This is a genomic window from bacterium (assembly GCA_035549195.1).
Lineage (GTDB): Bacteria > Oederibacteriota > Muellerivitia > Muellerivitales > Muellerivitaceae > DASZRK01.
Map to the genome: position 1 here is coordinate 1 of DASZRK010000023.1, position 14,350 is coordinate 14,350.

Below are 14,350 nucleotides of genomic sequence, written 5' to 3' on the forward strand. Positions count from 1 at the left end.
CCTTTACACCGACCCCGACCAACACTCCCACGGTGACACCGACGCCCACCAATACCGCCGTGATCACGCCTACCCCGACCCATACACCGACCGCCACCCCTACGAAAACCAACACCCCCACCTCGACGCCCACCAACACCAATACCGCCACACCAACCCTTACCCGGACGAATACCCCGACCGATACCTTCACTGCCACACCCACCTATACCTCCACCGCCACGCCCACCCGGACCTTTACACCGACCCCGACCAACACTCCCACGGTGACACCGACGCCCACCAATACCGCCGTGATCACGCCTACCCCGACCCATACACCTACCCGGACCCCCACGCCGACCGTGACCCATACCCCGACCAATACGCCCAGCCACACGGCCACCCCGACCCCGACCAATACCTGGACCCCGACGGCCACTCCGACCCGGACACCCACGAATACGCCGACCAATACTCCCACACCCACCTTTACCGTCACCTTGACCCCAACCCCGACGAATACGCCCACGGTGACACCGACCCCCACCAACACCGCCGTGATCACTCCTACGCCGACCCATACACCTACCCGGACCCCTACGCCGACCGTGACCCATACCCCTACCGCGACCTATACCTCGACCCCCACTCCCACGAACACAGCCACCCCAACCCCGACCCATACCTGGACGCCTACCGCCACCCCAACGGCCACGCCAACGGATACCCCGACCGTGACGACTACCCCGACCCATACCGCGATCATCACGCCCACTCCGACCAGCACGCCGACCCTGACCCCCACCGCGACATGGACCTATACCCCCACACCGACCAATAGCCCGACGAACAGCGCCACCCATACGCCAACGCCCACTTGGACCGATACTTTCACAATGACCTTTACCTGGTCCCCGACCTCGACCCCGACCTCCACAGATACGCCCACCCCCACTTTCACGGACACTCCCATGATCACCCCCACTTTCACAAGTACCCCGACCAACACACCCACCCCGACGGACACCCGCACCTGGACACCGACCTCCACGCCGACGGATACGGTGACGGTCACCCCGACATGGACCCCCAGCCCGACCCCGACCGATACCCATAGCCCGACGCCGACCTTCACTTTCACGCCCACCTTCACACCGACCGAAACATCCACTTGGACGGATACCCCGACCTGGACCCTGACCTTTACGCCGACCCCGTCCCCGACCGATAGTTTTACCCCGACCCCCACCTCTACACCGACCCATAGCGCCACTTCGACCGCCACCGCGACCGTCTCCAATACCCCGACGCCGACCCGGACTCCCACCTGGACCCCCACCTTCACCGTCACCTCTACGTCGACCGAAACGGCGACCTCCACGCCCATTGGGATCTACACGGTCCGGATCGGGGTCTACAACGCGGCTGGGGAATTGGTGAAGTTGATATTGGCCAAGAGCTTGCCGGACCCCATGGAGAACGTCACCTTAGGGGCCAACCACTCCATCGATAGCCTCGATGGCGCCAATCGATCGGTGACGGTCTTTTACGGGGGAGTGCCGGTGGCGGTCTGGGATGGAACGACGGCGGACGGGGGCCTGGCCTCGAACGGGGCCTATTACATCAAGGTGGACAACATCGACCCGTCGGGGGTGGACAAGAGCGTTTCCCAACTGGTGACGGTGAGCCGGTCGCTCCTCAAAACGAACATTCTTATCTATAACGAAGCGGGGGAAGTGGTACGGCACCTTTATGCCATGATCGACGACCCGGGGGATTCATCCCCAATGGGAGCCAGGCTCTCCAGCGACTTGATCCGGCCCGGAGGAGGGGGAGGGGCCCCTGCCCAGCTTTCCATCGTGTTGAGCAATGGGGTGACAGTGACCTGGGACGGACGGGGGGACGCTTCCAACTATGTGATGAACGGTCAATACATGATCGAAGTGCATTCCTTCGACGGCCAGGGCGCGGATGTGACCGTCAACCTTCAGGTCACGGTCCAGAACGGCCCGCGGGACCTGTCCGGACCCTTACAGGCTTTCCCGAACCTTCTGAACAGCTCCCAAGGTTTCATCGTTATCTTCCAGGATAGTTCCGGTCCGGGACTGACCCTTCGGGTCCGGGTCTATAGCCTGGCGGGCGAGTTGGTGAAGGCCTGGGATGGGGCGTCGGGGACTTCCCAGGCCACTTGGGATGCCCAAGGCCTGGCCAGCGGTGTTTACCTGACGTTGGTCGAATCCAAGGATGCCCAAGGCCGGTTCCTGCACCAAAGGCTCCTCAAGATCGCCGTGGTCCACTAAAGGCCAGGATGGGTCTTGGTCGAAAAGGGCGGGTCCTGGTATAAAGTTCCCGCGTTGGATCGATACCAGGAGAGAAAATGACCAAGGGGCGTTTGGAAGCCTTCAGCGACGGGGTCTTCGCCATCCTCATCACCATCATGGTGTTGGAGCTCAAGACACCCCAAGGCGCTTCCTGGGAGGCGCTCTCCAACCTTTGGCCCCTTCTTTTGACCTACCTCCTGAGCTTCGTCTTCCTGGGTGTTTATTGGAGCAATCACCACCATCTTTTCCACGCCGTCCAGAAGGTGAACGGGGCGGTCCTTTGGGCCAATCTGCACCTGCTCTTCTGGCTTTCCCTGGTCCCTTTCGTGATGGCCTGGGTGGGGAACCACGGATTGGAGACCTGGCCGGTGGCCTTCTATGGATTCGTCCAGTTCATGGCCGGGTTGGGTTATTTCATCCTGGTCCAGGCCCTCCTGCGGCATCACGGCCGGAATTCGGCCTTGTCCCGGGCCTTAGGGTCCGATCTCAAGGGGAAGTTCTCGGTGGTCGTTTATTTTGCCGCCATACCCCTGGCCTTTTATTTTCCCGTGGCCTCCTATGTCCTCTTCTTCCTCGTGCTCGCGGTCTGGCTGGTGCCGGACCGTCGTTTCGAGCGTTTGACCGCATGACCGAAACCCGGTTCTTTAGGTAAGATAGCGTCATGCCCAACACCCGCACCCACCTGGTCATCGGCACCCCTTGCTATGGGGGCCTGGTCTCCAGCGGTTTCACCACATCCCTCATGCGCCTCCAAGCGGCCTGTGCCCATCGGGGGGACATCGACCTGAGCGTGAACCTTCTCTCGGGGGATGCCCTCATTCCCCGGGCCCGGCAGAACATCGTGGCCCATTTCCTGAACAACCCGTCGGCGACCCATCTGCTTTTCGTGGACGCGGACATCACCTTCGGGCCCGAGCAGGCCCTGCGGTTATTGGACTTCGACGCGCCCTTGGCCGCCGGGGTCTATCCCACCAAACGGGTGGATTGGCCCAAGGTCATTTCCTTGGCCAAGGCGGGCATGACCCATTTGGAATCCACGGCCCTTTCCTATGTATTGGAATTGGAGGACCCATCCAAGATCGTCCCCAAGAACGGTTTCGCGAAGGTCCGCTATGCCGGGACAGGGTTCATGATGATCCAGCGGGAGACGCTCCTCAAAATGATAGAGGCCTATCCGGCCCTTCGCTATAAGCGTGAGAACCAGGCCGAGGACCCCTTGAGGGACAGCCCCTATCGGTCGGCCCTTTTCAATGGCATGATCGACGAGGCGACCGGCGTTTACCTGAGCGAGGACTATAGTTTCTGCCGCCGTTGGACGGACTTGGGCGGGGAGATCTGGGCGGACCTCCAGAGCCGTTTGGACCACGTGGGCACCATGATCTTCCGGGGGGACATGGCGAGCCAATTCATGGTCCGCTCCGAGGCCAAATCCTGACCCATTCCGGGTGTATGATGGGGCATCACCTTTTCGGGAGGCGCCCATGGGCCTGATGGACCTTTTCGGCAAGAAGAGCACCCTGCTGGACACGAACCAGAACCTGGTGAATGCACCGGGCAAATTGTCGGGGGCTCCCAGCGCGACCGCCGAGGGCGACTTCCACGCCCGCTTCGTCCCCGACGACAAGAAATATCTCCTGAACATCAACCAGACCGCCAACCCCAGCGGCCTGCTCGACCTCAAGGTCAAGCTTTTGCCCCAGGGGGTCCAACCCTTCCTGCAGGCCGTCCAGTCGATGCAGAACAAACCCATTTTCGTGAGCGGTGTCTTGGCCAACGACCAGGCCTTCGCCCACCGGGTCGTGGTGCAACCGTTGGATATGATCTATTCCCCGGAGGATCCGGAACAATATCCCGGCTGGTTCAAGGCCATCCAGGGGAACTTGAAGGATCCCAACGCGGTGGCGGTCTATAAGGTGGTGGCCGCCAGTGATGCCTCCAAATCGGCCAAGCCGCCCCGGGCGGACGAGAGCCGGACCCTGAAGGCGGTCTTCCCCTATCCACCCAAGCCGAACTTCCCGAAGATCAAACTGGATTTCGAGGTGCGGGCCAGCCTGAACGTCCAGGCCGATTTCCGCCCGGCCAATATGCCCATGAAGGAAAGGGTCGAGCTGGAAGTGACCTTGGAAACCGCCAAGGAGAACGGGCCCGGCGTTTTCGTGGGCGACCTGGTCATCTATTGGGGCAACGAATAGGCCCGACAACGGGGCGGGTGGGAAAGTGCCTGGATCCCCTTTAATCCTTTAAGTTTTCCCTTTTGAGGCCGTTAGAATAGGCAACTTTCAAAAGGGAAGACCCATGTTTCCGTTCCGACGCCCATCCACGCCCCTTCTATTGCTTCTATTCGTCTTTCCGACCCTGGCCTTGGCCCAGACCGCCACTCCGACCCGGACCCCCACCAATACCCGCACCGACACCGCCACCCGCACCCCCACCAATACCGCGACGGACACCCGCACTTCGACCGTTAGCTCTACTCCGACCAATACGCTTACCCCGAACCTGACCCTGACACCTCCTTGCGGAGGTTCCGCGGGTTCCTTCGGGGTGACGACCGCGGCCTTCCTTGGATCGGGTTCTTTTTCCATGCGTGCCAGCCTGATCTCGGTCAATAAGGCCGTCACGGTCTATAGTCTTTGGCTTTATAACGGGAACGTAAATCCCCAGGTGGTCACCGGGATCTATAACGGGACCGCGGGGAACATCGGTAGTTTGATCGTCCAGTCCGCCGCGCAAACCTTGGGCTTCGGGTGGAACGGATTCCCGATCAATCCTCCCCAGTATTTGACCCCAGGGACCTATTGGCTGGCGGACGCCTATCTTGGCGGTGCTCCGGTCGTTTATGACACGTCCACGGTCGGGGTGAGCGTAGTGGCCTATACTTCCGCAGCGATAACATTCCCGACCCTTCCGTCGGCGATGCCCCTTCCCGGTTATGACGCCAACGCCGACTCCATTTACGCCGTATACTGCCTTGCCCCCACCTCGACCCCGACGATCACGAATACGCCGACCTCCACCTTCACCCCAACGTCCTCTCCAACCCCCACCTCGACCCTGACCGCGACCAATACCGGGACCATCTTCACTTCCACCCCGACGGATACGATCACTTTTACTCCCACTCGAACATCTACCGTGACCAACAGCCCGAGCCCCACCTCGTCGCCGACCATTTCTCCGACACCAGACCTAAGCCTTACCCCTGATTGCGGTGGGGCAGCCCTGTCCTTCGGCGATTCCAATACTGTCGGAGGCCCTGTGACCGCCCTTTCGGCGGCGGCCATCCGGGCATGCCGTTACACCCTGCCTCAGGATGGCATGGTGGAGACCATGTCGGTTTATCTGCCGTCTTCCGACTCCGGAAAGTACTATTTGGAAACGGCGATCTATTCGAACACCGGGGGCAATACCATCGGGAACCTCCTATCTCAATCCACCACCTATGTTTCGGCGGCGGGATGGAACCTCTTGAAGGTCCCCGATGCCCCGGTGACCGCCGGGGACTATTGGTTGGCCTATCTCTATTCGGGTCCTGTCAGCAGTTTTGCCCTTGTCTACCAACCCACACCCACTAGCGCCAACTCATTCGTTTTCATACCGGCCGGATCTTTCCTTTTCCCGGCGACAGGATCCAGTTATCCAGCGAGCCAATACGCTACCAGTTGGCACGAACCCATCGTGGCCAATTACTGCCCCGGGACCTTTGCCACCTTCACGCCGACCGGGACCCCCACGCAAACGGGGACCCAGTCCCCGACCCTCAGTCCGACCGCCACCCACACCTACACGGAGACCGGTACCCCGACCTTGACGGCGACCCAGACCCCTTCCGGGACCCCCACCGGGACGGGTACCCCGACCCCGACTTGGACCATCACCCAAACCCCCACGGCCACGAACAGCCCCACGGATTCGCCGACGGGGACCTTTTCCTTCACTCCGTCCATGACGGGCACCGCCACCGGGACCCCGACGGCATCCCCCACCGCGACGTCCTCGACCACCCCCACCCCCAGCCAGACGCCAACGGCGTCCCCCACCCCGACTGTAACGGGAACATCCACCCCGACCCCGACCGTGACCGATACGCCCAACCTGACCTGGTCGCCCACCTCGACCCCGACGGTCACCCCGACCTGGACACCCACTGCCACGGGCACATCCACTTTGACGCCGACACCCAGCCCAACCCCGACGGATAGTCCGACCTTGACCTTGAGTTCCACAAGGACCCACACCCCGACCACTTCGATGACACCTACGGCGTCCTTCACCGGGACGTCTTCGGATACGCCGTCCTTCACGGGAACCCCCAGTTGGAGCCCGACACCCACGTGGTCCAGTACCCCCAACCCTACGGATACTTGGACACCCACCCCCGGGGCCGGGCTGGTCAAAAGCGTTTCCGAGGTGATCGCCCAGCCCAACGATACCCTTACCTATACATTGTCCGTGAACGTCGTTGGGGGTCCCGCCTTCAACCTTTCCATCACCGATGTCCTGCCGGCGGGGCTGGAACTGGCGGGGTTCGGGATCGCGCCGCCGGGCGGGGTCACATCCTGGAATCCGTCCACCCGGACGATCGGCTGGACATTCCCGGTCCTGAATCCAGGCTCCTATTTGATCACCTATCAGGCCACGGTCGACGCCGGGGACCTCCCCGGTCAGGTCCTGACCAACAACGCCCAAATGGACTACGCCGGCGCGCCGGCGCTTGTGACCAGTTCGGTCAATGTCGTTTTGGCGGCCACCCGCCCTGTTTTTTATCCCAACCCCGTCCGGGACCAGGGTCCGACCACACTTCAGGTCATCCTGGCCCAACCCCAATCGTCCCTGGAGGTGAAGGTCTTCACGACCTCTTTTAGGAAGGTCTATGGGGACAAGGTGCAGAACCTGCCGGCCGGGGTCTTCCAATACGCCTTGGATCCCACGCGGTTCGAGGGTGGGACCGCCGCCAACGGTCTTTATTATGTTCTCGTGACAACCCCTTCCAATCGATGGATGCTCAAGCTATTAATAACCCGGTAATGTCACCTTCGGCCGGCTTCCGGCGTATCCCAGGGGGAAGGACGTTCTAAAGGAGAGGATCATGGAAAAAGCCACTTTCGGAGCGGGCTGTTTTTGGGGCGTGGAGGAGACCTTCCGGCGCACGAAGGGTGTGGTGAACACCGCGGTGGGCTACGAGGGCGGCCTCACCAACAATCCCACCTATAAGGATGTCTGCACGGACCGCACGGGTCATGCCGAAGTGGTTCAGGTGGAGTTCGATCCCAAGCAGGTCTCCTATGACCAGCTCTTGGACATCTTCTGGCACAGCCACAACCCCACCACGCTGAACCGCCAGGGGCCCGACGTCGGCACCCAGTACCGGTCGGTCATTTTCTTCCACTCGCCCGAGCAGGAGAAGAAGGCCTTGGCCTCCAAGGAAAAAGCCCAGAAGAAGGATTACAAGAGCCCGATCGTTACCCAGATCGTCCCCGCGACCATCTTTTGGAAGGCCGAGGATTACCACCAGCAGTACCTGGCCAAGCGGGGCCTAGACAACTGCCACCTTTGAGGGCTGTTCCAAAAAGGGCGTAAATCCACCCAAAAAGTCCCCAAAGAACCCATGTGCCCCGAAAGGCCTTCGAGTAGAATCAGCCCATCCCGGGGACTGCATCCTGGGCAAACTGCTAAAAGGATGGTTGATTACAAAAAATATGAGGATCAAGCCTTGGGTCAGTGAGGCTGTGGAAGTCAGGAAGAGCGGGATGGAAGGCCAGGGTGTTTACGCCGTCCAAAACATCAAGGAGAACGACGTGATCGGTGTCTTTGGGGGCATCGTGATCCCTGAAGGAGAGATCGAAGTCCTGTCCAAGACTGTGCCCGCCGATAAACTCAATCTCGATCATGCCATGTACATTTACCCGGGGTTCATCATGCTGCATGATTACGAGAACGGATGCGACCCCCTTTGTTTCGTCAATCATGCCTGCGATCCTTCATCCAAGGTGGTCAACGGCATCGTCTTGGTGGCCAACCGGGACATCCCCAAGGGGGAAGAGATCAGCTGGGATTACCGGCAGACCGACAATGTTGGCAATTGGACCTACGAGTTCAAATGCCAATGCGGGAGCGCCAACTGCACCGGTGCCGTCCAAGTGGGTCCCAAATACCGAACAAAGGTCACGGCCGCTTCAAACTGATCGGTCCGTCCTGAATCCGTGATTTTCTTTGGAAAATCACGGATTTTTTTATTTCTTGATGACCCGATTTTCCAACAAAAATCCGTGATTTGTCGGAAAATTGACCCTACCTCAGAACTTTTCAACGCCCTTTCACACTTCCAATCCTCCTTTAGGGATCGCCATGGGCCTTCGGGCTATGTTCAGTTCCATCTCTGGCCTCCAATCGGACAGCATCTGGTTGGACGTCATCGGGAACAATATCGCCAACAGCAACACGGTCGGCTATAAGTCGAGCCGGTTGGAGTTTGCTGACCAATTATCCCAGAACATCCTGGGCGGCCAGGCGGGGAACCAGGGACAAGGGACGGGTGGCGTGGATCCCCAGCAGATCGGTTTGGGGACCCGCGTGGGCTCCATCCAGACCCTTTTTGCCCAAGGGTCCACCCAGATGACCGGGATCTCGACGGACATCTCCATCCAAGGGGATGGGTTCCTTTCCGCCCGGCGGGGAAATGATGTTCTTTTGACGCGGGCCGGGAACCTGACCTTCGACGGGAACGGTTACCTGGTCAATCCCAATGGGGACCGGATCCAGGGTTTCAATGCCTTGACGGTCTACAACAAGAACACCATCAATTCGGCTTTCAACGGCGGCTTTCTCCAGGTGACCAGTGCGGTCCCGACCCTCAACACGGCAGGCCTTTCACAGACCCAGGATATCCAGATCCCCCGGGATATGACGATCCCGCCGAAAGCCACCACCGAGGTGACCTTCAAAGGGAACTTGGATTCACTCCAGCAGCCCAATCTTCTCGACCTTTTCCCGGGTCTCTTCACGGGGGCTTCCCCCGGGGCGACACTTCCCGTCGGGCTGACCATCGCCTTCATCGGACCGGCCAATGCCCTCGATACCACACGAATGACGGTCCAGATCAATGCTTCGGGAGGTTTTACACTCCAACAGGCCGCCAACCTTTCGACCTTCATTCCGGGGAATTTCCCGCCTCCTGCCCCTTTGGAGAACGGCTATCTGAGCCTCACGACGGTCCAGGGTTTTGGAGGGAATTATGCCTGGGAGCAATCACCCCCGGTCCCGCCGGCCCACCAGATGTCAGAAACCGTTTATGATTCCGAGGGTAATTTGCGCCAGATCACCGTTCAGTTCTACCAAGTGAACGACCTGGGGACCAATGGCATCAATAATCCGGCCGGTCCGAATCAGGTTTGCTATGCCTGGTACGCCTTTGACACCACCGGCGGCAAGCCAGTCTCTACCGCCGGGCTTCTGGGCGGAACGGGGATCGGCGAGGGGGACCTGCAAGGGGCGGGGCCCTTCTTTTCCTATGACCGGGGCTTGGTCAACCAGGGATTTTTCGGGGACTTCCTTTGGTTCAATACGGAGGGATCGCTCGCCTCAAGCGGGGGAGTGGGTGGGTTTCCCGGTCCTCCGGGCTTAGGGGTCAATTATATGTCCATCCCCCGGGTCTATCTTCCTCCGGTCAATTTCAATCCTCCGGTTTCCCCCATCCCCACCCAGGGCGCGGAGATCACTCCTGTTTCGCTGGACTTCGGGTCTTTCGGCCTCCTGGGGGGCACCCAACAGATCCCCGTCGGGAAAAGGGATGGTATCTACAGTGATGCGGAAGGGGGTTACCAGGTCGTCAACGGCGTTAACACTTATGTCCCCAAAAATACGGTCTATGCCGCCGACCAGAACGGTTATCCTTCCGGTGTCCTTCAAGGGATCAATATCGACCAGACAGGGACCATCCAAGGTTCGTTTTCGAACGGTCGGATCCTGCCACTGGCCCAATTGGCGTTGACCCAGGTCGCCAATCCGGAAGGATTGGCCAAGGTGGGGGATAATGAATTCTCCCTTTCCCAGAATTCGGGTGCGGCCCATGTCGGATTCGGGGGACAATCGGGATTCGGAAAGGTACTTTCCGGTTCCTTGGAGGGTTCCAATGTGGACCTTTCCGTCGAGCTTTCCAACATGATCATCGCCCAACGGGGTTTTGAGACCAACGCCCGCATGATCTCGGTGGTCAACCATACTTTGGATACCCTTTCCCATTTGGGTCAGGGCGGCTAAAAGGTCCCGTCCGGGCGTTCAAAAAGCCCATTTCACCGGTATAATTCCATCTATATCGTTTGTCGTCCCTTTGAAATCCTTATCTTATTTGAGGCTTTCGTGACTTCCATTGACCGGGAACTGGTCCAACGCATCTTGAAAGGCGAACAAACCGCTTTCCAAGAACTCTATAAAACCCATCAAAAGGCCTTGATCCGGGCTTGTTGGTACTTCCTTGGCAACGACGTCGAGGTCGAGGATATGGTGCAGGAAACCTTCATCAAGGCCCTCAAAAACCTCGATAAATTCCGGTTCGAATGCTCCCTGGGGACCTGGTTGAACCATATCGCCGTCAACCTTTGCCGGGATCATCTGGAAAAGAAGAAGAAAACTATGCCGTTCTCGGTGGATTTTTTCGCTTCCCACCCGTCCAGAGAGCAGAACAAAGCCTACCCGGAGGAAGCCCTCAAGCTCTTGCGGGAGGAGATCCAACACCTGGAGGGGCGGGACAAGGAACTGATCACGTTGCGCGAGATCAAGGGGCTCTCCTACGAAGCCATCGCGAACCGGTTGAAGATGCCGGTGGGTAGCGTGACATCAGGCCTTTTCCGGGCCCGTCAAAAACTGATTGAAAAAGTGCGGGAAAAATTGCCAGCGGGCTGGGAAGAAGGGTTTTCGTGAAATTTTCACCCGAAACATTATTGAGGATCTACCTGGACGGTTCCTTTACCGAGGAGGCCCAGGCGGAGTTCGACGCCCTGATGCGCCGGGACCCGGCTTTTGCCGAACAGGTCACCCAAGCGGTCGCCGAGCGTTTGGGACCCGTTCCCGAAGCCTCCGTGGAGGCCATCGCTTCACGTTTGGACGCCCAGGTGATGGATCTTTGGGCCCGGCATAAACCTTCCCCTTGGCTCAAGAATCTTCAACTCGGCGGGAAGGCCCTGGTCGCCCTCGGTGTGGTGGCACTCGGCTATTGGGGTTTCCGCCATTGGACCTCCATGACGACGATCCAGGCCGGAACGGCCGCCGCACCCGTTCCCGGAACCTTCTTGTCCGGCCAAGCGGAGGGGGCGAAGAAAAACCCGGCCAAGGAGCTTCCGGACCATTCCACGGTCCGGCAGGTGCGGTCCGTCGCGCGCCCCCCCGAACCGGATAACGCGGCCCGAGAAGAAGGCGGGACCGCGGGGATCCAAGATCGAAGGACCCTGTCCGCAAAGGCCCCGGCAAATACCCAAGAGAGGAGTCCGATGCCGGTCGTTCCAGCGGTCTCGACCCAGTCCAAGTCCGCCAGTGCCTTGGGGGACGCCCTCCGGGTGGACATCCATTCGGATAGGCCCGGCCCGGCGACCATCACGATCTTCGACGCCCATGGGAATTTGGTCCGGCATCTTTTTGCGGGACCTGTGGAAGCGGGCGATCGTTATGTGGATTGGGACGGGAAGGACGACTTGGGTGTCCCGGTGCTTCCAGGTTCCTATCATGTGGTCCTGGGCCTGAACGGGAAGAAAATGTCAGGGGTCTTGAAGATCCTGCCCAAGTAACCGTTCGTGTCAAGAACGGGTCCGCGAAGGTCCCCATGAACCCGGGCGCTCCAAATCTCCACCGGTCCTTCGGGAGGGCCTTGTTCGTCCTTTCGGTCCTTTGTTTTTTTTACTGTGCCGGAAAGACCCAAGCCCAGGTCGCCACGAATACCCCCACCAACACCCCTTGCGGTCCCTGCACTTTTACCTCCACTCCCACGAATACCCCGACCGCCACAACGACTGTCACGCCGACCCACACGCCCACCCTTACTTTCTCCGCTACTCCGACCTTGACCGCGACCCAGACCGCCACGCCTACCTTGACGCCGACCGTGACGGAATCGATGACGTCTACCGCATCCCCCACCCCTACTTTCTCGGCTACGCCGTCCTTCACGGCCACCCCGACCTTGACTCCGACCTTGAGCCCTACGCTGACACCGACCTTCACGCCCACGATCACGGCCACTCCCACGGTCACCTTTTCTCCCAGCCCCACGGCCCCGCCCGGATGCCAAGATCTGGTCAATTACGCCTATCCCAACCCGGACCCAGGGGACAGCCTCCAATTCCTTTATGTGCTTTGCGAGACCAGCCAGGTCCAGATCCAGATCCTCAACGGAGCGGGTAACCCCGTGGCGAAATGGGAGACCCTGGGGAACCCGGGGAACAACCTCTATACGGCGGATGTGTCCTCCTTCTCCCACGGCGTTTATTATTTTTATCTGACGGCCCAGGGAGCTTCCGGATCCAAAAGGTCCTCCTTAGGCAAGTTCGGGCTGACCCGGTCTCCTTAGCCGGTGACCTGTAAGCCGGGCCTATAATGGCCTTTTGGTGAAAGTTCTACGGGGAGTGAATACCCTGATCGAAAATAGATCCTCCAAAAAGCGACCGGTCCTGTGGTGTTGGCTCGCCTGGATGCTCCTGGGCGTGCTAACGCAACGGGTTTGGGGTCTTTCCACGGACCCGGCCACAGCTTTCCCGATCCTCTCCTCGGGGATGGGCGCCCGGGCCACGGGAATGGGAGAGAACTTTACCGCCGTCGCCGACGATTTTTCCGCCCTGCAATACAACCCCGCCGGACTTGCCCGGATCGACCAAAATCAGTTGAGTGCCGTGCACAATGGTTATTTTGTGGACGGATTTTATGAGGATCTGGGCGGGACCCTCTCCCTGGAGGGGACCGGAACGATGGCTTTCGACCTGAGTTATCTGAATTACGGACCGATCCCGAAACGGGACCCTTCGGGGGCCCTGTTGGGGACCTACAACCCCTTCGACCTGGGGCTGGGAGCCGCCTTCGGATTCCCCCTCCAAAAGGACCTTTCCCTCGGTTTCGGGAGCCGTTGGATCCGCCAGGATATCGATGGGAGTGTCCACATGGGATTGATGTGGGAGGCGGGGCTCCTGGAAAGGCCTGATGACCACCTGAGCCTTGGGTTCAACCTCCGTAACGCGGGGGTGGAAACGGGGGGGTATCATTTGCCCACTGAAATGCTGCTGGGCGTGGCCTTGAAGATTCCCTTAGCTTCCCAAGGGAGCCAGGAGATCCTCATCGCCACGGATGGGGACCTGGGCTTCTTCGGCGGGAACCGCCTGGGGGCAGGGTTCGAGTACGGCATCGAGAAGCGTTATTTTCTTCGGTGCGGTTACCATGCGGATCTTTTCCAGGAATCCTCCACATCCTTGAATGGATTGAGCTTCGGGGGAGGGGTGAGGATCAGCCAGTTCCAACTGGATTATTCCTTTTCCTTCCTGGGCGATTTGGGGAACCTGCAGCGTTTTTCGGTGGGTTATTCCTTCCCGGAAAAGCCCAGGCCGAGTTCCACGCCGATGCCGACCCCTGTGCCTGCGGCGCCCCCGGCCCCGAGCACCTTTTTTGACCTGGGCGCGCCGGTCCCGGGAGCCGCTCCCCAGACCCAGGCCGCGCCCGGCGCATCGGGAGGCACCGGGGCTGCGGTCACCCTGCAGTTCGAGGTGACGACCGGGGGGGACCTTACGGCCCAACAATGTTTCGATCAGGCCGAAGTGAAGCTCCGGATGGGTCTCAAGCAGGAGGCCTTGGACCTTTACCTCAAGGCCGTGGAGAAGGACCCCCATTTCCAGAGGGCTTGGGACCGCCTGGGACGCCTTTATTTCGACAAATCCCTGGAATCCTACCGGAAACTGCTCGAATTGGACCCCCAGAACGAGCGCTTGCGGGAGTGGTTGAAGCAATATCCCCAATAAAAAATCGCAAGATCCATGGAATAAAACAGGGGGATGTCCGTCTAGTAGGCGTAAGGG

12 protein-coding genes are annotated in these 14,350 nt (G+C 59.8%); all 12 read left to right on the plus strand.

Annotated elements, in window-relative coordinates:
• The coding region (locus VHE12_06460; protein HVZ80432.1) for a hypothetical protein at nucleotides 1-2,282 on the plus strand (2,282 nt) is incomplete at its 5' end.
• 77 nt (nucleotides 2,283-2,359) lie between these two features.
• Nucleotides 2,360-2,932, plus strand: a complete 573-nt coding sequence (locus tag VHE12_06465; protein ID HVZ80433.1) for a TMEM175 family protein — start codon at nucleotides 2,360-2,362, stop codon at nucleotides 2,930-2,932.
• Between the two features lie 32 nt (nucleotides 2,933-2,964).
• A complete protein-coding gene (locus VHE12_06470; protein ID HVZ80434.1) occupies nucleotides 2,965-3,738 on the plus strand; it encodes a hypothetical protein in 774 nt (257 codons plus the stop codon).
• A 46-nt stretch (nucleotides 3,739-3,784) separates the two neighbouring features.
• Nucleotides 3,785-4,495, plus strand: coding sequence for a hypothetical protein (locus VHE12_06475; GenBank protein HVZ80435.1), 711 nt, complete (start codon nucleotides 3,785-3,787; stop codon nucleotides 4,493-4,495).
• A 103-nt stretch (nucleotides 4,496-4,598) separates the two neighbouring features.
• Nucleotides 4,599-7,331 (plus strand): hypothetical protein, encoded by a 2,733-nt coding sequence (locus VHE12_06480; protein HVZ80436.1) that lies wholly within the window; start codon nucleotides 4,599-4,601, stop codon nucleotides 7,329-7,331.
• Between the two features lie 61 nt (nucleotides 7,332-7,392).
• Nucleotides 7,393-7,860, plus strand: coding sequence for a peptide-methionine (S)-S-oxide reductase MsrA (msrA, locus tag VHE12_06485; GenBank protein ID HVZ80437.1), 468 nt, complete (start codon nucleotides 7,393-7,395; stop codon nucleotides 7,858-7,860).
• Between the two features lie 142 nt (nucleotides 7,861-8,002).
• Nucleotides 8,003-8,488, plus strand: coding sequence for an SET domain-containing protein (locus tag VHE12_06490; GenBank protein ID HVZ80438.1), 486 nt, complete (start codon nucleotides 8,003-8,005; stop codon nucleotides 8,486-8,488).
• 163 nt (nucleotides 8,489-8,651) lie between these two features.
• A complete protein-coding gene (locus VHE12_06495; GenBank protein HVZ80439.1) occupies nucleotides 8,652-10,562 on the plus strand; it encodes a flagellar hook-basal body complex protein in 1,911 nt (636 codons plus the stop codon).
• Nucleotides 10,563-10,661: 99 nt separating this feature from the next.
• Nucleotides 10,662-11,222, plus strand: a complete 561-nt coding sequence (locus VHE12_06500; protein ID HVZ80440.1) for an RNA polymerase sigma factor — start codon at nucleotides 10,662-10,664, stop codon at nucleotides 11,220-11,222.
• Complete coding sequence (locus tag VHE12_06505) at nucleotides 11,219-12,082, plus strand: FlgD immunoglobulin-like domain containing protein (protein HVZ80441.1); 864 nt, start codon at nucleotides 11,219-11,221, stop codon at nucleotides 12,080-12,082. Before VHE12_06500 ends, VHE12_06505 begins: the two co-directional genes overlap by 4 nt.
• A gap of 35 nt (nucleotides 12,083-12,117) precedes the next feature.
• Entirely contained in the window at nucleotides 12,118-12,861 is a 744-nt protein-coding gene (locus tag VHE12_06510) for a T9SS type A sorting domain-containing protein (GenBank protein ID HVZ80442.1), read from the plus strand.
• A 37-nt stretch (nucleotides 12,862-12,898) separates the two neighbouring features.
• The gene (locus tag VHE12_06515; GenBank protein ID HVZ80443.1) at nucleotides 12,899-14,293 is read left to right on the plus strand and encodes a PorV/PorQ family protein; all 1,395 of its coding nucleotides are present in this window, start codon (nucleotides 12,899-12,901) and stop codon (nucleotides 14,291-14,293) included.
• The last annotated feature ends 57 nt before the right edge of the window (nucleotides 14,294-14,350 follow it).